The organism is Pseudoalteromonas amylolytica (assembly GCF_001854605.1).
In the GTDB taxonomy this organism is placed as follows: domain Bacteria; phylum Pseudomonadota; class Gammaproteobacteria; order Enterobacterales; family Alteromonadaceae; genus Pseudoalteromonas; species Pseudoalteromonas amylolytica.
In genome coordinates this window covers 33,537-57,433 of sequence record NZ_MKJU01000027.1, presented here as the reverse complement: position 1 = coordinate 57,433, position 23,897 = coordinate 33,537, and the positions used below count along the sequence as shown (strand labels likewise).

The following is a 23,897-nucleotide window of genomic DNA, read 5'->3' as shown; positions in this document are numbered from 1 at the left end:
AAACTAAAAACCGATAATAACAACCTATCTAATAAGCATAGAACACAAAATTACAAAAATGCCAGCAAGATGCTGGCATTTGTAAAGCGGTATAACAAAAACAACTAGTTACTACTGTGTTTGTCAAACCACCATTGAATATAGGCCACTTTGTTCATTAAATTAGAAGGGCGAGCTGTGATCCCATGTGATGCATCAGGAATACGCACCATAGCGGTTTCAACACCCTGTAGCTTAAGCGCTTGATAATACTGCTCAGTTTCCGAGATAGGCGTGCGATAGTCTGCATCTCCTGTCAGTAGCATGGTTGGTGTTTTAACATTACCCACATAACTTATAGGGGAGCGTTTCATATAATGTTCTGTATGCTCCCACGGCTTGCCAGGAAACCAATAATCTGTGAAAAATGGATAATAATCAGCGGTTAATACAAAGCTGAACCAATTAATCACTGGTTTGGCAACTACCGCTGCTGCAAACCTATCGGTATGGCCAACAATCCAGGCTGTTAATACCCCGCCACCGGAACCGCCAGTAACAAATAGCCTTTTCTCATCAATAAACCCTTTACTAATCAATGTATCAACACCTGTCATGAGATCATCAAAGTCGTTACTTGGATAATTGTGATGAATTGTCTGCGCAAATGCCTTACCGTAAGAGTCACTCCCTCGTGGATTCATGTATAGAACGACACTGCCTTTAGCTGCAAAGAGTTGTGCTTCTGCGCTAAAGTGAGGGCCGTAGTTTGCCACTGGGCCACCATGTATCTCCAATACCAGTGGGTACTTTTTGCTGCTGTCAAACCCAGGAGGATATACAACCCACCCCTGAATATCCAATTGATCATGTTTAGATTTAACCCAGATCTCCTCGACCTTACCCAGCGCCTTATTACCTAACGCATCTTCGTTCAGTTGAGTTAAGCGTTCTGTTTTCCCTCTTTGTATTAATCCAACATCAGCAGGTCTTTGTGTATCTGCAAGTGTAAAAGCAACATCTCCCTTTGCACTTACATCAAAACTTCCGCCAGAGTAAGGTCGCCCAAAGAACTCACTGCCCACTTTCTTCGTAATGACTTTAGCATCGCCTTTGAGTGGTTGGTGTGCGACAACTGTTTGACCTTGAGAATCGTAACTGTAATAAAGACCACGGCTTTGTGCGTCCCACTGAATATGGCTCACGCTTCGGTCAAGCTTTTGGGTCAGCACACGCGTTTCATCGCTGTGTAAATCCAGTACATAGATATCGGCATTTTCGTAGTTGGTACGTTTATCGTTATATCCCAAATAAGCTAGGAAACGTCCATTTGGAGAAATCGTTGGCGATCTATCTGGACCAACGCGCTCTGTGATAGCTGCAACCTCCAATGAGCTCATATCTAAAGCATACACCTCAGTATTTGTCGGTTTTAATCTATAGTCGGCATGTCGGTTAGCAGAAAAATAGAGCGTTTTACCATCAGCACTAAAGCTTACTCTACCGCTATGATTAAACTCTCCTGTCGTCAACTGTTGTGCATTACCACCATTGGCATCAATACTAAACAAATGAGTAAAGCCCGCTTTTTTATAGCCAGCACCATCTACACGGTAGTAAACATCATCAATATAAACGGGGGGCTTTGCCCAGTCAGCGCCTTTTGGTTTGCCAGCTAAACTAACAGGTGTTTTCGCCGAAGCACTCACAAACTGGCTAAAAACAATGTGCTTGCCATCAGGTGTCCAGGTAAGGTTGCGTGGTGATTGCGTCAAGTTGCTAATTTTCGCCACGGCTCCTGTACTCAGCCATTTAACATATATTTGGCTACTACCATCTCGAGTTGAGATAAATGCTAAGCGATCTCCTTGAGGAGAAAGGATTGGCGCATAATCGATATGGACACCACTGGTGACAGGTTGCAGTTGCTTAGTCTTGACATCGACTGACCAAATATTACTGATTTTTTTATCGGTTTTAATGTCCATGCGATTGCGCACAAAATACACCAGTTTGCCATCATCACTGAACTCAATTTGGTTAGCATACTCAAGGTCAAAAACGTCTATCAACTCAAGGGGCTTTTCAACAGCCAATGCGCTATTCATAACAAGGCTTACGCCCAAAGCAATTACACAGTGTTTCATTGTCGCTTCATTCCTTTTTTAAAATCAGAGCTTAATATCTACCCAGCAAGTAGAAGAGGTCAATTATTTGCGATCAGTGCAAGCTTTTGGTCATGAATCCACTTTCCCGCGATTTTGAAGTTATCTTTCAACGTGCCTTCATGCACAAACCCTAACGCTGTTAGCAAACCAAATGAAGCTTCGTTTCCTTCAGAAACAGTCGCTATGAGTTTGTGAAAACCGCATTCAATGAGAGTAAAATCAATCACCGCTGCTGTTGACTCCTTCGCATATCCTACCCCTTGAAATTCAGGCAGTATCATAAATCCCAATTCTGCTTGCTGATATGGATGCCACATCGCTAAAAATCCGTGCAACCCAACTAACTCGCAGGTTTCTTTGCATTCGATCACTAACGTCAACCACTGTGATCGTTCTTTATGCCAAGACTCATTTTCTTCACATCGCTGTTGAAACTTTGCGTGAATCTCGGCCTCCGACATGGTATCCGAGACCCATTCAAGAACCCGCTCATTGGTGTGTAGCTTAACAAACAATGGCCAATCATGTTCTCTCATCAGCCTTAGCCGAAGCCTAGGTGTTTCTATCATTACAGCTTTTCTCTTCTGTTCTGTTACCTAAATCGTAAAGGGGCTTTACAACTATTTCAATCGTCAATACTAAGGATAAAATACGGTGATCTCCTTACCTTGGTCGCCTGTTCAAATGCATAGCCCAGCTCCAGTAGTTTTCCTTCTTGATTAGCACCACTAAAGAAGGAGAGTCCTAAGGGAAGAGCGCGATGTTCAGACATAGGCACCGTTATTATTGGATACCCAGCAATAGCAGAAGGGCTGGAGCTTAACCCAGTGTAGCTGTCACCATTTACTGTATCTATTACCCAAGCAGGACCATTCGTCGGTGCGACTAATGCATCTAGTCGATGCTCAGTTAACAGTTGATCGATACCTTTGTGCTGCGCCTTTTCTGTCACCACTCGTTTGGCGGCAAGATAGGCTTCACTGTTTAAGTCACCTTTTTCCCCAGCCATTTCCAATACGCCTTGATTAAACCTTTGTTCAGACAAAGTGGCATTAAAGGCTATCAACTGAGCGAGTGACTTAACAGCGACCGTATCTGGCGTCTTAGCTAAGTATCGGTTAACACCTTCATTAAATTCATAAAGTAAAATATCAAACTCAGCCTGACCCAACTCTTCTTGATAGTCCAAAGTTAAGTTATCGACGATAGTCGCGCCCTGACTCTTTAATACTTCAATGGCTCGTTTAAATGCAGTGCTGGCCACCTCATTAAAGTCGCTGATATTGCGGGCAATACCGATGCGCTTGCCGTTCAAACCATTTGCCTTTAAGTGCTTTTGATAATACCCCTCAGGCTTTGCTGTCAGCACCTCTAACATCACCGCTGCGTCTGCAACTGTTCTGGTCATTGGGCCGGGGGAATCTTGAGAATGAGATAATGGTATAACGCCTTCAGTAGAGACTAATCCTACTGTAGGCTTTAACCCTACGGTGGCAGTGTGGGCAGCAGGGCAGGTGATAGAGCCATCCGTTTCTGTTCCAACCGCGCCCGCTGTTAGGTTGGCTGCCACAGCCACCGCCGAGCCCGAACTTGAGCCACAGTACGATTCAAAACATAAGGGTTTTTGGTTTGTCCGCCAACATCACTCCAACCACTAGCGCTTTGTGTTGATTTGAAATTAGCCCATTCACTTAAATTGGCTTTACCTAAAATTATCGCCCCAGCGGCTTTAAGTCGGCTAACAAGCTGCGCATCTTGCCTAGCGTGATTGTGTTGTAGCGCAATGGCACCTGCTGTAGTTGGCATATTCCCCTCAGTTTCAATGTTATCTTTAATAATGATGGGCATGCCAAACAAGAGGCCATGCTCTTGTATCGTTGAGTGTGCGCGGTCTTTTTCTTTGGCAATCTCAATGGCACGTTGGTTAACCCTCATGATTGCATTTAATTTGGGGCCATCTTCATCAAGCAGCGCGATACGTGTCAGGTAGTACTGAGTAATTTGTTGGTATGTGAGCTGCTGTTCATCAACTAATTTCTGCAATTGCGCAAAGCTATACTCTTGTAAGTCTAAATTTGGCTGCTGAGCCAACGCCTTTGCATTCACCAGGCTCAACAAAGAAAGTAAACTTATAATTTTTTAATCAACATCGGCTTTCTACGGTTAAGAAATTTATTACCCATAGTTATTGAACAAGATATATTTGGCAAGCACTTTTGACCCTACAAAAGAAACAGCCCTGTGTAAACAGGGCTGTTTCTTTATTCGTCAATGTTACTTTTGAGCCTGCGCTTTATACTTCAGTCTGTACGCATGTAGCAGGGGTTCGGTGTAACCATTGGGTTGTTGTGCTCCCTTAAACACCAACTCTTGTGCAGCTTGAAAAGCTAAATTAGTTGCTAAAGACTGTTCATCCACGGCCATTGGACGGTAATTCGTATCATGTTGGTTTTGACTATCAACAACGTGGGCCATACGCGCAAATGTTTGCTTCACTTGTTCCACACTACAGATCTCATGCTTTAGCCAATTTGCTATATGCTGACTTGAAATCCGCAATGTTGCTCGGTCTTCCATCAAGCCTACATGATTAATATCGGGCACTTTAGAACAACCTATACCCTGATCTATCCAGCGTACAACATATCCCAAAATACCCTGAATATTGTTATCCAACTCGGCTTGAATATCCTCTTTGCTCAGTGCTCTATCTAACAATAGAGGTGGCGTTAATAAATCATCCAACGAAGCCTGTTGGCGAGTCATTAGTTCACGTTGCTTTTCAAACACATCCACAAAGTGATAGTGCATCGCATGTAAGGTCGCAGCGGTGGGCGAGGGCACCCATGCGGTGTTTGCTCCCGCTTCAAGATGAGCCTGCTTTTGCTGCATCATCAATGCCATTTTATCAGGCATGGGCCACATCCCCTTACCTATTTGTGCTTTGCCACTGAATCCACACGCCAGCCCAATATCGACGTTGCGATCTTCATATGATGCAATCCAAGGTTGAGATTTTATCTGTGCTTTTGGTAACACAGGACCTGCAAACATTGAGGTATGAATTTCATCGCCCGTGCGGTCCAAAAACCCTGTATTGATAAACACAACTCTGGATTTCGCTTGTGCAATACACGCCTTTAGGTTCACTGATGTTCTGCGCTCTTCGTCCATTATCCCCAACTTTATGGTATTGGGCGGTAGCCTTAGCAACGCTTCAACTTCACTAAATAATTGCTCTGTGAAAGCGACTTCTTCAGGGCCATGCATTTTCGGCTTAACAATATTGATGCTTTGCGCACTTGAATTATGAACTGAGCTGCAGCCTTGGAGGTCATGCAGTGAGCACAGTGCGGTGATCACCGCATCCATGATCCCTTCGAATACTTGCTCACCATGCTTATCAACTATTGCGGGGTTGCGCATCAAGTGCCCAACATTTCGCACAAACATCATACTGCGGCCTTTTAGCGTGATTGACTCGCCATGCTTGCTGATATAGTGTCGATCGTCATTCAATCGACGTGTGATCGTTTGTCCTTGTTTTGAAAATGACTCAGACAATGTACCTTGCATCAGCCCCAGCCAATTTTGGTACACCAGAACCTTGTCTTGCGCATCAACTGCCGCTACCGAATCCTCACAATCCATAATGGTTGTCAGTGCAGACTCAAGTAGCACATCTTTTATTCCAGCTTTGTCGGCCTGTCCGATAGTGCTGTGTGGATCAATTTGAATTTCAATATGTAGATCATGGTGTTTTAACAAGATCGCGGTGGGGTTTTGTGGCTGTCCCTGATAACCAACGAATTGCTCTTCAAACGCCAATGCAACCTGTGTCGAATCATTTAATGTGACAACCAACTTGCCATCTAACACCGCATAACCGCTACTTTCGATGTGTGAACCATGAGCAAGAGGCAACGCTTGGTCTAGAAACTGACGCACATACGCCATTACTTTAAAGCCACGAACAGGGTTATAAGCCGATGTCTTTTCTGCACCATCGTCTTCAGGCAGTAAATCCGTGCCATACAAAGCATCGTACAGAGACCCCCAGCGAGCGTTTGCAGCATTCAATGCAAATCGAGCGTTACTTACCGGTACTACCAGCTGAGGTGCCGCGGCAAGGGCAATTTCAGGTTCAACATTGAGAGTATCAATACCAACATCTTCAGGTTCGCTATGTAAATAACCAATATCTTCTAAAAATGTCCGATACTGTAGCGCATCCCATTCAGGGTGTTGTTGATGGAACGCGTCTATTTGCTGTTGCAACAAATCTCTCTTGCTAAGCAGTGCCTTGTTCAAGGGTGAGAGTGTGTCGATGATACAGGCAAAGCCTTGCCAAAAAGCTTCCTGAGTAAGCCCTGTGCCAGGCAAAGCCTGTTGATTTACAAAGTCATATAGGCATTGATCGATAGTCAATCCTGCCTCTTGTACGCTTGCATGCATAACGGTGATCCTAAGTCGATTTTGAACGAGTTTAAAATAACCATATCGCATTTGAGCACAAAACAAACCCCAAAATACATTCATGAAAAATATACTCGCAATAACAACTATAAATTTAAAAAATCTAGATTTCGGGCCTAGTGTGTAATTAAGCGCCAGTGGCTAGACCAGTGCGCAACTCTCACAACTAAAAAATATTTAACCCGTTCGAAGGAATTTAATTATGACTCGTTATCAATCACAGCTAGATAAGTTCGCGACCCTTTGCCAAACACAAGGTAAAACTTGGCAATCAATCAGTCCAGAGTTTGCCAGTAGAATGCACTTGCAAAACCGCTTTAAAACGGGTTTGGACATTGCCAAGTATACCGCTAAAGTCATGCGCGAAGACATGAGTGCTTATGATCTTGATAGCAGTCAATACACTCAATCATTAGGCTGCTGGCATGGTTTTACTGCTCAGCAGATGATGATGGCAATCAAAAGGCACCAAAAAACAACCAAACGCTCATATGTCTATTTAAGTGGCTGGATGGTGGCTGCATTGCGCTCAGAGTTTGGCCCGCTACCAGACCAAAGTATGCACGAGAAGACAGCAGTTCCAAGCTTGATTGAAGAGATTTACACATTTTTAAAGCAAGCTGACGCTCGCGAGTTAGATCACCTTTACCGTGAGTTGGATGAGGCCAATGCTAAGGGCTTGGATAGCAGCGCAATTGTCGAAAAAATTGATAACTTTGAAACGCATATTGTTCCTATCATCGCCGATATTGACGCCGGTTTTGGTAACGAAGAAGCAACCTACCTGCTGGCAAAAAAAATGATAGAAGCAGGCGCGTGTGCGATTCAAATCGAAAACCAGGTTTCTGATGCAAAACAGTGTGGTCACCAAGCAGGCAAAGTAACCGTTCCGCATGAAGATTTCTTATCTAAAATCAACGCAGTGCGCTACGCCTTCCTTGAGCTAGGCGTAGAAAATGGCATCATCGTGGCACGTACAGACTCGCTAGGAGCTAGCCTGACGCAAAAGATACCCGTATCAAAAGCGCCTGGCGATTTAGCTAGTCAATACAATGCATTTTTAGACACCACACCAGTTAATAGTGCAGACGATCTTCAAGATGGAGAAATGGCCATTAAGCTCGACGGAGAACTGCGCAAACCTGTTCGCTTAGATAATGGCTTATACCAATTCAGAGCTGGCACAGAAAAAGACCGAGTAGTACTGGACTGTGTTACTAGCCTTCAGTCAGGTGCAGACCTCCTTTGGATTGAAACAGAAAAGCCTAATGTTCAACAAATAGCTGAACTGGTCAATCGAGTTAAAGAGCAAGTTCCAAACGCAAAGCTTGTATACAACAACTCACCGTCATTTAACTGGACGCTGAAATTCCGCGAACAAGTATATGCACAGTGGCAAGAAGAGGGGAGGGATCTTTCTCAGTACCCAGACCCAAGTCAAGATGCAAAAGCACTTATGGACCCTCAGTTGGATAACTCAGAACTGGCAGCGGCTGCGGACATATTGGTACAAAACTTCCAACGCGATGGTGCGCGTGAGGCAGGGATTTTCCACCACCTAATCACTTTACCAACATACCACACCGCGGCATTAAGCACGGATATTTTGGCTGAAGGTTACTTTGGTGACTTGGGTATGCTTGCATACGTGCGAGATGTACAGCGACAAGAAATTCGTCGTGAGCAAGCATCCGTTAAGCACCAAGATTTAGCCGGCTCTAACATTGGTGATACACATAAAGAGTACTTCTCTGGAGAAAACGCTCTCAAAGCGGGGGGAGAAGCAAACACCATGAACCAATTCTAATACCAATCAAGGTTGTTCCTTAACTCAGGGGCCGATAGGCCCCTTTTTTAATGGCTCTGCAAGTAATGGATCAGAATTTTACTAAATCATCATAACAGGGCCATATATAGAGTAAACTCAGCTTTTTAGGCACTAAAACAAGGGAAAAAGCAGCACATTATCGACCATCTGAAAATACTCACTATCATTTGGTCACGCTACAAAGCAAAATTTTACTAACCTATATTGTGCTGGAACACTATTTTACTAACTTGCAGAGTAAATAAACCAAAATTTTACCAACTCACAAGCTGGTAAACCGAAATTTTACTAACTCATTGATTAATAATGTTAGCAGGTCACATTGTTGCCAAATACTCAACTTGTAAACCCCCTTTACATTTTACTGTGTTCCTCTATTAAAACACGGTATATATAGCCTGGCCAAAAAAAATAACTAAAAAACACACCAAATTACATGCAGATTTATTGTAATACAGATGACTTACCCTACTTTGTATATAACGAGCGCTTGTCATAATAACGTCAGTAAACGAATTAGTATATATTCCTTTATCAATCAATAACATGGCTTTTTCCAGTTTATTAAGCACGCAAAAAACTTACATGCCTTTGAATTTAAAAGAATAGAAGAAGTAAGGGGTTACACAAAACTACAAATCATGCTTCAAAGGAATTTTAGTTAGTAAATTTGTGATCTGGGCTTTAAAGGCTGGATTTAGTGACCTTCATCCAAATGGTGTACTCCAAATGTTCAGCTATTTGCAGACGATAGCAGTGAATATCTAAAACAGATAAGGTAACACATGCAGATCAGATTATTACTAACTTGGCTACACACTAGCATGCTGATTGATTGCTGCAGATCTAAGTTGGCCTGCACGCAGTATCTTTTTGCTCTAAAAGCAATCTTTTAACTTTCTCCTTATTTGTTCAGGAACACTAAAGCTTCTCACTTCCATAATCTTTTGACTGATTCCTTAATAGCTCCATTTTTCTTACACATTTTTTGCTTCTAATAGCAACCACAGACGGAGGACAAATGAATGACACAACGCACCATGAAACATGGAGACTGGGCCAAAATTGTAGAATCGCGCTCTAAAAAGCAACAAGCGCCAGCGAAAAAAAATGGACAAAGTGCAACGATCATTTTTACCCTACTTATTGGTTTTGCCATTTTTGCAATGCTTTGGGCAAAGTTGTTAGAAACATCCCACGGGCGTGATATACCAGTGCTTGAAAAAGAGCAAAAACAAAGGATTTCTCGTTATTTCTCAAAACAGTTCATTATGGGGAACTGGCAGTTCTACGATGCGGAATTTACAAATTCAGACATCAATATTTTGATTGAAATGCCGAATCGATTGGCGATGAGTGAGCAACAGTTAACACAATACATAAAAGGGTCACTATGTCCTTCGACCAACAGTCGAATATGGCGAGATGTAAACCACTATAACCTCAACATAAACCTGTTTGTTGGCAAACCCCGCAACGGTACATATGCGCAATGTAGCAACCCGAATAACCGTTACACTGGCTAATTTGCCAGTGTAAAGGGGGTTAACATTACTCCAGCTCTAGGCGAGCCTTTTCAGTCAGTTCACAAGGCAAAGATTTATTTACCGATACGCCCAGCTCTTTAAATTCAGAAGCCTGCTTTATTAAATTACCCTTACCGCTATATAGTTGAGCGAAAGCTTTATCATAGCTTTCTTTTGCCTTGTCTAATTGTTTGCCAACACCATCCATACTATTTAAAAAAGCATTAAGCTTGTTGTAAAACTTTTCAGCTCTTTGTGCAAGTTCTCTACTGTGCTTGCTTTGTTCTTCAAACTTCCATAATTGTTTAACAATGTTGAGGCTCGTCAATAAAGTAGTTGGTGTAGCAACTAATACATTCATGTCTAACGCTTGCTGATAAAGCCCTGGGTTATGCTTTATTGCCTCCACAAAAGCAGACTCTACAGGGATAAACATGATCACGACCTCGGGAGAATTCAACCCAGGTAACCGCTCGTAGGATTTGTCTCCCAGCTCCTTTATTCTGGCCTGAATAGCCTGACAATGCTCAACCAAAGCGCGTTGCGCTTGTTCATTACTGTCCGCGTTAACATAACGAGTATAGGCATTGAGTGATGTTTTAGCGTCTATCACTAGATGCCGTTGCTGCGGCAAATACACAATCACATCGGGACGAAACTTTCCCTGCTCAGTGGTAAATGACACTTCTCGTTTGTAATCAAAGCCAGCTCTTAGCCCAGCGCTATCCAGTACATTTTCAAGCATTAACTCTCCCCAATTACCTTGGGTTTTCTTCTGACCCTGTAACGCAGTAGTCAGCCTATCAGCTTGCTCTGTAATTGACTTATTATTCGCCTGTAAATGCATCAGTTCAGTTTTTAGCGATGCTCTTTGCTTTAATTCTTCACTATGAATGGCTTCCATTTTATCTCGAAAGCCCTTCAACTCACCTTGTACTGGTTGCAGTATCTGGCTCAACCGTTCTTGGCTTTGAATATTAAAGCGCGCAGTTTTTTCTTCAAATATCTGATTTGCTATGTTTTCAAACTCTTGCTTTAGCAGTGCTTTCGACTTTTCTAACTGAGCGATTTGGGCATCAAAAGCTTGTTGTTTTTGTTCAAGAGTGGTTTTCAAATCTGTCAGTTCAATTTCCAGTCCGTGAGATTGCTCTCGGCTTTGTGCCAGTGACTGTTCACATTGCTGCCATAACCGTTGATATTGCTCAGCCTGCTGTTGCTTCTCAGATAATCGAGCTTGATATTGCTGACAATGGCCATGCAACTGCAGCTTATCATCTTGTAGCTGAGCAAGCTGTTGCTCAAGTATGGAACTTTGTGATCCCTGCTGCGCTAGATTTTGTTCTAGGGTAGATAATTGTGAAGAAAGTCGCTGTCGCTGCATCAAATACCAGGGAAGGGCAAGCAGCGTACCAACGCCCACAGACACAACATGGAACCAACTTATTTGTGATATAACGGCATCAAGCATACTTTATCTCAAAGATATTTCTCTTATAGCTGATGATACCTTAGTGAGTCGTTACAAGCACTTAATTAACCTCAGCTGTAAATAAGAGTTTTGATAAAATGAGCAGTTAACTCTTTGCTATTTTAGCATCCAATGATGATATTTCGCCCATTATCATGGCATTTTGAGTAATAGCAAGTTATTAAAAATGAAAGTAACGAAAAGAGGCACATTAGCTTTATTGGAAAAACTTGCTTACGTGCAGCAGAGGTTAACTAGTGCCATCTTCCAGTTGTTGCGCGTCATAACGGTAACCGGCACCATACACCGAGCCAATGAGTTTGGCTGAAAAACCTAATTGTTTAACCTTTTTACGGATATTTTTAATATGGCTATCAATGACACGGTCCGAGATATCAAAGTTATCCGGCTGAATAAAGTCTAAGATTTGTTGGCGAGAGAATACTCTACTCGGGGCATTGTACAACAAGGCAAACACGTCAAATTCAACTTTCGTCAGCGAAAGTGATTTGTTGCAAATAGCGACACTTAATTGTGACTCGTCCACAATCACCTTCTGCTGAGTCTCTGCTGTGGGTAAACAGCGCCTTAAAATAGCTTTGATGCGCATCACCAACTCTGCAGCACTAAATGGCTTACACACATAATCATCAGCGCCGAATTCTAACCCTTTGAGCCTGTCAGCTTCTGCAACCTTCGCTGTCATCATCACAATCGGAACCATAGAGAACAGTCTAATTTGCTTCATGCACTCCACACCATCTTGATTGGGCAGCATTATATCCATCACGATTGCATCGGGCTGGTTGTCTTGCACCCAAGGCACGACCTGTGCACCATCAGCAATATGAGTAGTTTGAAAGCCAGAGGCTTTAAAGAACAACATAACTTGCTCTGCAATATCGAAGTCATCCTCAACAATTAAAATATGGTGCATAGTTCCTCTTTGGACGTTTTATATTCTACTTAGCCCTCAATTGCTTGAGCGCCTTTCGACGTAATGAATCAGATAAAGTGTCGTCTAATAATAACATGGTTAGAATACTATTGAGATCCTCGCTTTTAGCTACTTCATCTAATAGATCGTAATCATATTGTGATTGTGGTTCTATAAATTTCAGTTCGGTAGAAGCCGTTTCACCACACATGTTTGTGTATCCTTTCATTTTGATTAACCGGACACCTGCTAGCAGGGTTAAATTATCAGTGTTGATATTTCAACCTAACAATGTGGAGTAAATATGGAATTTAGAACCGTACAAGAAAAAATGCTAGAAACAAAAAAGCCAGCTTTCGCTGGCTTTATTACAAATGGTAATCAAGGGGGAAATCAACAAATGCTCATCGCTACCAACAAGCATAATTATAGACTGCCCACATTGAGATTTAGTTCAAAATTAAATTCAAACTTTATCAATTAATTGCATCAGCGCAATAAAGACAACATTTGCTCTTCATCAAATTTATTTAAATTCATAGATTTATCCTCAAACAATGCATCAACCAACGCTTGTTTTTGAACCTGCATATTGAAGACCTTCTGCTCTATTGAATTTGCCATTATCAGCTTGTAAACAAACACAGGTTTGTCTTGGCCAATGCGATATGCTCTATCAGTTGCTTGGTTTTCGACAGCGGGGTTCCACCAGGGATCAAAATGGATCACCGTATCAGCCTGAGTTAAGTTCAGCCCCGTACCACCGGCTTTGAGACTGATCAAAAATACGTTACATTCACCACTTGTAAAGGCTTGTATGGCTTTATCTCTATGCCTAGTTTGTCCTGTTAACATGGTGTAGGGTAAATCAAGCTCAGTGCACTGTTGGGCGATTAAATCCAATACCGTGGTAAACTGGCTAAAAATAATGACCCGGCGTCCTTGTTCTAACATAATGGGTAAATGTTGACTCAGCCAATCCAGCTTTGCGCTTGAAGCATCGCTTTGTTTGTCAACTAACTGAGAATGACAACAGATCTGCCGCAACTTAAGCAATGCATCCAAAAACATTAACTTACTGCGCTGCACACCTTGTTCTTTAAATAGGTTTAACAGGTTGCTCTCAACTTGTTGCTGCACACTTGCATATAGCTGCGCTTGTTTCGGTGAAAATTCTAACTCTTTAACTAATTCAGTTTTGGCTGGAAGCTCTTGTACCACTTGCGCCTTGGTGCGACGTAAAATAAAAGGTGCAATGACACTGTGTAGCTCCTTCGCTCGCGCTGTATCTTGTTCTTTTTCAATAGGATATTGAAAATACTGTTTGAATTGTTGTCGAGTACCTAAGATATCGGGCATAACAAAGTCTAGCAGTGACTTAAGCTCCAACAAATTGTTTTCCACCGGAGTACCACTTAAGCAGAGTTTAAACTGTGCCTTTAGCTGCTTTACACACTTTGAAATTTGCGCTGATTCATTTTTAATGTACTGCGCTTCATCCAGTACAATTGAATCAAAATCTAACGCCTTGTAGTACGCTAAATCACGCTTTAGAAGCGGGTAGGTCGTTAGAATAAATTTAGCTTTATGCACTGTCTCTAACTGCATTTCGCGATTACTACCATGCACCGTGGTCAGCGTTAAATGAGGCGCAAAACGTGCGAACTCGGCCTGCCAGTTACCAACTAAGCTAGTTGGACAAACGATCAGGCTCGGCATATTAACCAAGGTATTATGCTGATTTATAAAATAAGCGATAACTTGCAATGTTTTACCAAGGCCCATATCGTCAGCCAATATACCACCTAGCTGATGCCGATTAAGAAACCTGAGCCAGTTCACCCCTTGCTCTTGATAATCCCTCAGTGTAAACGTCTGATTTGTACTCGCTGGTATGAGATTGCTTGTTTCTTTGGGATGATTCAGTTCATCTAGATATTCCAGTAATCGCTTATCTTCGCAACTAACCGCAACATCTTTCAAATTGAATAGATCTTTAGCGAAATATAAAGGGAACTTAAATTGGCTATTAGAAAGATAGTAGCTAAAACGTTCTTTTAATTTAATCAGCAGTTCATAACTTGCACTAGGAACAGCATATGATTGCTCCGCTATTTTCACATATTGATATTGGCTTGCCAGTTCGTTTATCTCCAGACACGGCTTCACATCCCAATCTAGCAAAACGGTCTTATCATCAAATTGTACTTTGCCAAGAATATGGTGATGCCTATCACGCCTTATCGATAACGAAACTTTAGGTTCAGTGACTAAGCTCGTTTCATTGAGTTCTTCGACTATCCAACCTTTGCTAAGCAAGTGTGGGCGGATTTCATTGTTAAACCAATGCTCCGCTTGTTCACTTTCAACAGGCAATGAAAACAACCCATCTTTATTATTCAACCCCAAACCAGTAAGCAACTGCTCACTTCTTTTTCTCTGCTTTGCAACTTCATTTCTAGACAATTTCTTTGAATTGTCTAAGGTAAGTTTAAGGCGGACACCATCGCTAGAAGAGCTGACACTCAAGCGGCTTGTTAGATGACCATTCGGAGATAGATTCGATACACCTGCATGAGTCATTCCAGCTGGTGCTTGAATTAAATCATCAGAATATAGCTCAGCAAATCGTGTAGCAACCTGAATCAGCTGTTCAATAGGAACTGATGGCATCGTCAATAGGTGTGCAATTTCTTCGCTACTAAGCTCTGAGCTAATTCGGCCAACCAACATACGCTCTGTATCCAAATAATAAGGAGGATCTGTTTTTAGCAGCAGCCAGTGCTCAGTATTAGATAGTTGTGCTTTAAGTTGCGCGTATTGACTATCTTGCTGCCAAACAAACTTTAAGTTTTGTTGATGAGCAGAAGATAAGGGAGTGCGATCATTTTGAAAATATAAGCGGTTGGTATGTAAGAGTTGTTGAAGCGCGGCATATCCCCATGCACCACTTAATTCGAAGTGGCCAGGAGAGTTTTGGGAGCGGATCCAAGTGAACAATCTAAAGTCTTCATCCGATACGCCAGGTGGTGGCAGCTGACTGTTAATCTGTTGCTCTGTAAGTGGCCGTCCCAGAGGATAATGACCATCAGGTCTAAAAGCACTCAGCTTTGGCATCACCTGCAGTTCACCGCCATGTAGCTCTAAAGAAAATAATAAAACATTGTTGATATCTGAGGGCTTGGTTAACTGTAACTGCTCTAACTCATTAAACCAATCATTGATTAGATACGCCTCACCAAACCCGCCAGAGTGTTCAATTTTTAGCTTGAGTAATACAGCTGCAATATGGCGACATTTGGCATTACTTGAACACGTGCACTGGGCTTCAACGCGAACCCCACGCGTATTGTGCTCTATAGTAATGTGCTGAGAGAAAGTATTCCCATAGTTGCCAATAATTTGCGCGTCGATCTTTGAAAAATCATCGCTGTGTTCGAGAAAGCTAATTTGCGAGTCTTTGAGATACTCTTTAGCTTTACTCAGCATTTGAGCATTAAAATACTGCTTCAAAAAGCGCTCTGAAAGTGGAAATTGATTTGCTTGTTCTTGCTTGATTTCTTCAAACAAGGCAAGCAATTGTTCTTTAGACAACTGCGTAGACATCAGCACGACACAAAACTTTACCAATCCGCCCAGTATATGGGATCCAAGCACTAAGCAAAAGGGCTAGACGCAGATTTAACGCGGGTATTTTACTGGTTGGAGCAGAGAATGTCAGTTTAAACGTAAGCCAAGCAATCATTCAGTATTGCTTGGCTTATTTATGAGCTAATTATAGCTAGACAAGATTTTTTGCAGATGCTCTAAACGCTTTCCTGTAAGAACACGATTATCAATTTTTATGGTGATATCGCCTGTTTTTAAGCTCCTTTGTACTTTCACAAAATCGCTCTCCAGCAGAGATTCATTACGATGCGCTTTATCCTCAAAGGTGGTTAGATATTTTGTTATCATTAACGCACGCTTTTCGTCGGTCATCTCTTCGAACATAAAGGGCTGAGTGCTCACCTCTTGGATCATGTTGTTAAACATCTCAGGATCTAAGCTAATGGCTTCAATTATTTTTTTAGCTGCCTCACGACCAACATGGTTGGCTGTGGGATACAAATTTAAAACATGCTTCGGAATATGCTCATAGGCTTTGATAGCGTCCGCAATCGCTGTATGTGAAACCCCCTCAATGGCGGCGATTTCTCTAAATGAACCTTTTTTACCTTGTTCTTGTAACTTAAGCTTAGTACCTGCGTAAGCTTGGCCCAGCTCCCAAAGGCTGGGAGCGATATATTGATCAGACGAAACAGCAAGCAATTTAGCGTCATCATCATTAAAATCATTCGATGATAAGACCACATAATCAGCACCTGCAAAGATACATGCTTTACGTCTACGAGACCCAGATAAAACCCATTGGATATTGTCTTTTTGCCAGCACAGTGCTGGGTGCAAATTGCGTTTGTCACTTTTAATGGCAGGTAGTATGTCAGCAACAGAGCGCTCATTAAGCAATGATTGCTCTCGTCTATTCTGCCCATAAACCTTTGTTTTTAGTTCGATATCTTTATGTCTGATAACGTGACATGTCAAAGTGATAGTTCGATTAGGATCGCTTGGTGCCGGCATGGTGATCACATCGCCGACTTTCGCCTGATCGAGTAAGTCATCAAGACTGCTTCCTTCAACAGGAGACGCAAAAGGGTCTAATCGAGTATCATTCTTACGTTTTTTTGCCATGGGAAACCTTTATTCTTATTGCGTCAGTGTTGATTGAGTTGAAGGCCAATTTGAACGGATCAACATTTCTAACTCATCCACTACATCTTTGATATTTTCTTGTGCTTTTAACAACGACTCCCGACTTGCTAGGCTATCTGATGTTTTTTGATCAAAGATCGTATTAAACGATGATGAACTAGCGGTAATCGCTGAGCTGTGGTTAATTGGATAACTCATAACTTGTCTACCAAATGCGCTACGGACATCCTTGACGATATCACGCTGGGAATGATTACCTTTGACATAATTGGTGACTAAGAATTGCATAAAATCCCAACCATCGTGCCCAAGCGCAGCTACGGTGTGGTATATCTCGCCTAATCGCTTCAGGTATTTATTATTTGCATCAAAATCAACCGCTTCAGGGTGTACTGGTATTAGCATTGCTGTAGATGCCATTAACGCATTATAAAACATAAAGTTAAGTGAAGGCGCGGTATCAATTAAAATAATGTCAAATTCATCTTCTACTGGTTCAATCACTTTTTCATAAAGTTTGTGGTAATGCCGCGTTTGCTCATATCCTGAGCTCTCTTTGAGCTCAGTTGCTGTTTCATGTTCAAAATAAAAATCATCCATACCTGATGGCAATACGCGAATATTAGGTATATGAGTACATTGAAAGGCACTAGATACGACACTACGCCAAGTTTCATTTTCTTCAAGTTCAATACAATCACGCATAAGGTCACCTACAGTTATAGGCTCTGGGTCACTGGAGGGGAAGAAACTAGACGATGAACCTTGAGGATCTAAATCAATTATCCCTATTCGGTATCGTTTAATATTGGTTGTAGCTAAGGCTGCTGCAATATTTACTAAGGATGTTGTTTTGCCACAGCCACCTTTAAGGGAGTTGATAACAATAACTTGCAACTTATCGCCTTCTTTACGCTGATCAGCGTTAACTCCCATGATTTCAGCCATTGCAAAGATATTGGCCAAAGTATATGCGTAATGTCCATTTGCACCTTTTTGAATGTTCAAGTGATCAAAATCACCTTGATCATGTCTTCTCTTGAGAGTTCTATTATTGCAACCCAGTAAATCAGCTGCAGCTTTTTGGGTATAAGTTCTTAGCTCTTTTTCATCGGTTTTAAGATGCGCTCTGTAATGCTGAATACGGCCTTCTAGCGATTGCTCTGCGACTTCAGCAGTTGCTTTTAATAAGCTATATGTTGAGAGTGCTTTGTTATTAATTGACATACGCGATATCCTTTACTTGATAGTAAACATTATAATGTCCATCAAATAAGGAGTAAACAATAAAACACCAAGACATCCAAAAAATACTTATAAATTCTTTTACTTAAGTATAAGTAAGTAAAGTTTAGATATGGCTAGAATATAGGTATTAAAGATTAGAGCTATAAAAAAGTACCTTAACTATATAATTAATAAAGAAAAGATTATAAAATACAGATCATAAATTTACGAAGTAAAGATCTGATCTTTATCAACTGCCAGATCACGAAATAACTAAGGTAAAATCAGATAGTTAGCTTACGAACAGTTTATCAACAAGGTTATTCACAAATTTAATGCTAGAGATCAAGTTTATACTAAGTTAAATCAGTTAGTTATGAACATTGAATAGCAAAAACGGACTATTTTGTTAGTACAGATCGGATCTTTTCTTAGTTCAGATCGGATCTGTACTAAGTAATGGTTGAGTTATACACAGTTATTAATGATCTTACCTGTTATAAATGCTTATTTGACCTTTTTTTAAGTAACTAACGCTATAAGTTGGGCCAAGTTAGTAAAAAGGTGATCTTGAAATTTCTAGAGTTAGTAAAAATCAGATCTCATACAAAAAATAGTGATTGGATCAGTTTTTTACTAACATTAGTCATTAACTTTTTTGAACGAATATGTTGTTATAAGCTGTCATAAAATTTTGGAAGTAGAAAAATGAGCCGAAAGGTGAACATCTCAGTAGATAACTTGCCTGATTCGTTACGAGGCCAGATCCATGGTGTGGAAAGTGCGATTGATAATGAAAGTCTAGCATTATTTACTGACAATAAAGATGTTCGGATATCGATAGAAAATGCCGCCCATGGTTTAAGAGCTTATTCGAATACCTTCAATCATTATGATCTTTGGGGCCGCTTTGTTCGCTCTGGTCATAAAAAATTGCCTTTGGAAGATGCGCCTAAAAAGACCATCATTACCCGACGTATTTCTGAGAAAGTTGATGGCATTCTTTATGAAGGCGAAATCAAAATTACTCCAGCTGTGGTCAGCGCGAAAAAAGATGGCGACGATATGGAGTATTTGGTTTGGCCATCGGATCGTGAAGAGAAAGTTGAACGAGCGTTAATTCGTTTAGCATCTAAAGGCAAAATCGTAAAAATTAATTTTAAATCTGGTATCCAGTATGCCGTGATTTTCTCAATGAATGAATTGGCCCAAGAGCTAAAAGCTGTTGGTCAGTCAATGCCTTATCCGCAGATAAAAGAATCACTCGAAGCATTGCAAGGTTCAAAGCTATCATTTAAATATTCTGCCACAGATACCCGAAATTCAGATATCGATGATTCGTTCTACGAGTCGAATATGAACTTTCTATCATCACTACACTTTAGTGGTAAAAAGGGGCAGGGCGGAAACATTAAATGTGTAGCCTGTTTAAATGCTTTTGTGCACAACATGATTGATAACTTAGAGTACAAAGGATACTACTTTAATAGTGCACAAGAATTAAAACGTGGTTTATCGCGTTGGATGATGCTTAGGTTATATCACCTATGGCGCTATGCGGCTCCTGGTAAAACCTATCATTTTAGATTGTTATCTATTATGGAAAAATATGGTTCAATTTATTCAACAGATGATATTTCTGAAAATAAATTAAAGGCGCTTCGTCGTGACATGACAACTACGATGAAAGATCTCATAGAGAAGGGCGCTATCTCAGAATATAACATTACCAATGTAAAAGATGATAAAACGGGTCAAATCATAGACTATGTTTATGAAATGCATCCATCAGCGCAGTTTTGTGAAGAAATTCTTGCACTGAATAAGCATCACAAACGCATCGAAATTCAAGGCGGTAAAAGAATTGTAGAAAATGCTGAGGTGATAGATGAAGACACATTGGAAGAAATAGTAAAAAAATAAATATAAGAAAGCGCCACAAGGCGCTTTTTTTAATCCACTTTTTCTAAGTAAATTCGATCTACCAAAAAATTGTACGCGCGTTTTCTCGGATGATTATCAACTTTTTCGTAATTTGATAAGTCTCCTAATTTTGTTTCAGGGTGTGGATTAAATAATATAAATGGAAGTGCAGCACTAACGTGATAACGTTTTTGCGCAGTAAAGCGTACATTAACTTCTGGCGATACTCTCGTTGGTCTTCTAATTCTCAACTTACTGTTAGCACCTAAACTATTGACGCGAATTTTTTCTTGCTCAACTAGAGACTGCCATGATTGCTGATCAATCATTCTAGGATTTGAGTAGTTCGATGAACGAGAAAGCATATCTAAAGCGGCTTCTTTTGAGAGTGTACGCGTAGCGTGTTTGGTCATCCATGTGAATCTAACAGAATAAGGTATAGCTGTTTCACTATGGATCTTTCTATAACCCGCTATGGTGATCAATGATGGAACCGCACTATGTACGGCGTCAAATCGAGCATCATTGTTTGGAATTTCTAGAATAAGCTCTTTAAATTTCTGCTTCGCTTCATTTACTGCTTTAAGTCGTGCTTGCAAATTACCTTTGGGGTCATTGATAGAAATGATTCCAGGATGTCGTTGAACGACCTTGCCGCTGACCTTATGATCTATAAATAAATCTTTGTAAGCACTTACTATCATTTTTGTCGCTTCTTGCCCAGAAACCTTATTAACTTCAATAGTCAGTGGGGCTTTCTCTTCCTGCTCTTTTTCAATTTTTGGCAATTCAAAATATGTCGATTTGATAATATCGGACTGCTGTAACTCTTCGCAGAATAAAGACAATTGTTCGTGAAGTAAGTCAAATTGTGAGCGAATTGAAAATTTAGATGTCATTGTAGAACACATCATCCTTTAAGTTTGTTAGATGCCGAGATGCCTTAATGAGTAACACTATGTATGATGTGTTCTCTATCCGTAGGATAGCAAATATTCTTTAATTTATAAATATTAGCTTGTTCGCCATTCAATCTAAGGTGATAGTGAAAATCACGATTTATTGGTTGGCTGGTCAAATAAAAAACACATGCCCAGAGTAACTACACGAATTAAGTGTAGGAATTGAGAAATGTAAGTTGGTACTAACATACTGCTATGTAGAGGCGAGGATTTTCGTGTTTCTAAGATAATGAGCTATTGATGAGACAGATGTTCTAGTATGATGTGTTCCTTGTAAAGTATAGCAGCTACACAGACTTAGTTGTAACTTTCATTGACGACAAAGGAGAGGGCTAATCATTGCCAAGTAAGCATTCCCTAGTTAGAAAGGGTTATACGTAATTACTTTTCCATGCAGAGCAAGCCATGTATGACTGCAATGCAAAGACTAAATACTGACATTATTTTTCGATTCTCAATGAAAGAACAGGACTATAGTCATTCAAGATATTATGTTAAATCTATTGTATCTGCCGTTTACCCCTCTAGTATTATTGAATTATCAAGCTTTTTGCAGAGGCCTGGAAAGTAGGGGAAATTGGCTCGCTGTATTGAGATAAGTTAAGGGTTGTTTTCCTCAGATTAATTTCGATGACCCATGCGCCAACTGCTTTAGCAGATAAAGTTAAACACTCGTCATTTAGTAATCGTTCGGAGCGTTGTGTTATGTGACTTTTTGGAGGTTAGTGGGGAATTCCCTCAAATATACGCACCGAATAAACGAGTTTTACAGTTGCAATTATACAGACCAGCATTAGGCAAGATGAAGCCTAGTACTAACGACACACTTTCGGGGTGTAGTTCATCAATGTAATTTCAACATATAACGCCTCAATTGCAGACTACTCCCAGCGCGTACATATAAAACCTTTGCAAGCATGGTACGCAGTTTTGTCTCGTGTTCAAGGCATCACTGAATGTTGATGTCTATCGCAAACAAGAGATTTAACATAACTCAATAGAAGCTCATAGTATGTCATTCGATTTATAGACTACTCGCTTAGTCACTCGAATAGCCGACTTAGTCCTGAATAAAAATAGTGAGTTGTAGGAGCGTAAATCTAGATTTTGCTAGTTTATTGATAATTGGTTACATCAAATATTCTAGCATGCTGACCTTTTCGAATATATAATAATAAGTATGATGTGTTCTTATTGTGAAAGAATGTCAAATTTTCCTTGATGCCAAGACGTCTATACGTTACTTTCAGTTTTGAGTAATACTACTTGGAATGAGGAAATAGAATGAAACCATGGAGTCCTGACAGTTGGAGAGATCATCCAATTGTTCAGCAACCTGAATACCCCGATCAATCAGCATTAAAAGAAGTCGAAAAACAGCTTAACAGCGCACCTCCATTAGTGTTCGCTGAAGAGACTCGCAGTTTGTATAAACAACTAGCGGATGTCTGTGAAGGTAAAGCGTTTTTGCTACAAGGCGGTGATTGCGCAGAGTCATTCTCAGACTTTAACGCGGCTAATATTAGAGACACGTTTAAAACATTGCTACAAATGGCAGTGGTATTAACTTATGGTGGCAAATGCCCCGTTGTGAAAATTGCGCGAATGGCAGGCCAATATGCAAAACCGCGTTCATCAGACTTCGAGACCATTGACGGCATCGCCTTGCCTTCGTATCGCGGTGACATCATCAACAATTTTGAATTTACTGAAGCGGCAAGAATCCCAGATCCTAATCGCTTAATGACCGCTTATCATCACAGCGCCGCCACCCTTAACTTACTCAGAGCGTTTGCTCAGGGTGGACTTGCAGATTTACATCAAGTTAATCGCTGGAATATGAGCTTTGTTGCCGCCAATCCACTAAAAGAAAAGTTTCAACAACTCGCAGACCGCATCCAAGATGCACTAGAGTTTATGGAAGTCTGCGGTATCGTCTCTGCGGTCGCTCCTAGTTTAAAAGAAACAGACCTTTATACTTCGCATGAAGCACTGCTGCTTGGATATGAAGAAGCACTGACTCGACGAGACCATTTAAGCGGAGACTGGTACGACTGTTCGGCGCATTTCGTGTGGATTGGTGAGCGTACTCGCCAGCTAGATCATGCTCACATCGAATTTTTCCGTGGGATTAAAAACCCAATCGGTGTTAAAGTCGGCCCAGGTATGAAACCTGACGAGCTGATCGAGCTTATCGATGCACTCAACCCTGACAACATTCCTGGCCGCTTAACGCTTATCACACGAATGGGGGCTGATGTACTACCAGAGAAGTTACCGGCACTAGTCAGAAAAGTTCAAGAAGAAGGCCGCAAGGTAATTTGGTCATCTGACCCGATGCATGGTAATACTGAAAAAGCAAGCACCGGCTATAAAACTCGTAGCTTCAATAATATTCTACGTGAAATAAGCCAGTTCTTTGCAGTACATAAGGCCGAAGGCTCATACCCAGGTGGTGTGCATCTAGAAATGACTGGTCAGCATGTTACTGAATGTACTGGCGGTGCTTATGGTCTATCTGATGAAGACCTAGCTCAGAGATACCGTACTCAGTGCGATCCAAGGCTTAATGCAGACCAAGTATTAGAATTAGGATTCTTGGTGGCAGACTTACTAAAAGATGCCCGCACTAAAGCATAACTGAAAAG

15 protein-coding genes and 1 pseudogene are annotated in these 23,897 nt (G+C 41.0%); 5 read left to right on the top strand and 11 right to left on the bottom strand.

The features are described 5' to 3' along the window. Window positions 1–104: 104 nt before the first annotated feature. The 4 genes and pseudogenes from BET10_RS12340 to BET10_RS12325 form a co-directional block, all read right to left on the bottom strand. The gene (locus BET10_RS12340) at window positions 105–2,087 is read right to left on the bottom strand and encodes a S9 family peptidase (protein ID WP_420820124.1); all 1,983 of its coding nucleotides are present in this window, start codon (window positions 2,085–2,087) and stop codon (window positions 105–107) included. Between the two features lie 98 nt (window positions 2,088–2,185). Then, window positions 2,186–2,716, bottom strand: a complete 531-nt coding sequence (locus tag BET10_RS12335; protein WP_070985895.1) for a GNAT family N-acetyltransferase — start codon at window positions 2,714–2,716, stop codon at window positions 2,186–2,188. A 56-nt stretch (window positions 2,717–2,772) separates the two neighbouring features. Next, window positions 2,773–4,253 (bottom strand): annotated as a pseudogene (locus BET10_RS12330) (amidase). 168 nt (window positions 4,254–4,421) lie between these two features. Next, entirely contained in the window at window positions 4,422–6,602 is a 2,181-nt protein-coding gene (locus tag BET10_RS12325; RefSeq protein WP_070985894.1) for a malate synthase G, read from the bottom strand. A 223-nt stretch (window positions 6,603–6,825) separates the two neighbouring features. Here BET10_RS12325 and BET10_RS12320 point away from each other — a divergent pair, with 223 nt between their 5' ends. Both BET10_RS12320 and BET10_RS12315 read left to right on the top strand, forming a co-directional pair. After that, window positions 6,826–8,430: an isocitrate lyase gene (locus BET10_RS12320; RefSeq protein WP_070985893.1), complete on the top strand. Its 1,605-nt coding sequence runs from the start codon at window positions 6,826–6,828 to the stop codon at window positions 8,428–8,430. 1,046 nt (window positions 8,431–9,476) lie between these two features. Further along, window positions 9,477–9,977, top strand: a complete 501-nt coding sequence (locus BET10_RS12315; RefSeq protein ID WP_070985892.1) for a hypothetical protein — start codon at window positions 9,477–9,479, stop codon at window positions 9,975–9,977. 25 nt (window positions 9,978–10,002) lie between these two features. On the opposite strand, the gene BET10_RS12310 is transcribed toward BET10_RS12315, so the two are convergent. The 3 genes from BET10_RS12310 to BET10_RS12300 all read right to left on the bottom strand — a co-directional run bounded on the left by BET10_RS12310 (window position 10,003) and on the right by BET10_RS12300 (window position 12,611). Further along, entirely contained in the window at window positions 10,003–11,445 is a 1,443-nt protein-coding gene (locus BET10_RS12310; RefSeq protein ID WP_070985891.1) for a DNA recombination protein RmuC, read from the bottom strand. Between the two features lie 250 nt (window positions 11,446–11,695). Beyond that, a complete protein-coding gene (locus tag BET10_RS12305; protein ID WP_070985890.1) occupies window positions 11,696–12,382 on the bottom strand; it encodes a response regulator in 687 nt (228 codons plus the stop codon). 25 nt (window positions 12,383–12,407) lie between these two features. Continuing rightward, window positions 12,408–12,611 carry a hypothetical protein gene (locus BET10_RS12300; protein WP_240503688.1) on the bottom strand — a complete coding sequence of 68 codons (204 nt, stop codon included), beginning with the start codon at window positions 12,609–12,611 and terminating at the stop codon, window positions 12,408–12,410. A gap of 75 nt (window positions 12,612–12,686) precedes the next feature. Between BET10_RS12300 and BET10_RS12295 the strand changes: the two genes are divergently transcribed. Continuing rightward, complete coding sequence (locus BET10_RS12295; protein WP_070985888.1) at window positions 12,687–12,866, top strand: hypothetical protein; 180 nt, start codon at window positions 12,687–12,689, stop codon at window positions 12,864–12,866. A gap of 5 nt (window positions 12,867–12,871) precedes the next feature. Here BET10_RS12295 and BET10_RS12290 read toward each other — a convergent pair whose 3' ends face one another. From BET10_RS12290 to BET10_RS12280, 3 genes are all read right to left on the bottom strand, one after another. Beyond that, window positions 12,872–15,988: a DEAD/DEAH box helicase gene (locus BET10_RS12290; protein ID WP_070985887.1), complete on the bottom strand. Its 3,117-nt coding sequence runs from the start codon at window positions 15,986–15,988 to the stop codon at window positions 12,872–12,874. A 165-nt stretch (window positions 15,989–16,153) separates the two neighbouring features. Further along, window positions 16,154–17,116, bottom strand: a complete 963-nt coding sequence (locus BET10_RS12285; RefSeq protein WP_070985886.1) for a transcriptional regulator — start codon at window positions 17,114–17,116, stop codon at window positions 16,154–16,156. Window positions 17,117–17,131: 15 nt separating this feature from the next. Continuing rightward, window positions 17,132–18,364: an AAA family ATPase gene (locus BET10_RS12280; protein ID WP_070985885.1), complete on the bottom strand. Its 1,233-nt coding sequence runs from the start codon at window positions 18,362–18,364 to the stop codon at window positions 17,132–17,134. 708 nt (window positions 18,365–19,072) lie between these two features. On the opposite strand from BET10_RS12280, the gene BET10_RS12275 reads away from it, so the two are divergent. Further along, window positions 19,073–20,287 carry a replication protein A gene (locus BET10_RS12275; RefSeq protein ID WP_070985884.1) on the top strand — a complete coding sequence of 405 codons (1,215 nt, stop codon included), beginning with the start codon at window positions 19,073–19,075 and terminating at the stop codon, window positions 20,285–20,287. A 29-nt stretch (window positions 20,288–20,316) separates the two neighbouring features. Here BET10_RS12275 and BET10_RS12270 read toward each other — a convergent pair whose 3' ends face one another. Continuing rightward, a complete protein-coding gene (locus tag BET10_RS12270) occupies window positions 20,317–21,186 on the bottom strand; it encodes a DNA replication terminus site-binding protein (protein ID WP_070985883.1) in 870 nt (289 codons plus the stop codon). 1,347 nt (window positions 21,187–22,533) lie between these two features. On the opposite strand from BET10_RS12270, the gene BET10_RS12265 reads away from it, so the two are divergent. Continuing rightward, window positions 22,534–23,889 (top strand): class II 3-deoxy-7-phosphoheptulonate synthase, encoded by a 1,356-nt coding sequence (locus BET10_RS12265; protein WP_070985882.1) that lies wholly within the window; start codon window positions 22,534–22,536, stop codon window positions 23,887–23,889. Window positions 23,890–23,897: the final 8 nt, after the last annotated feature.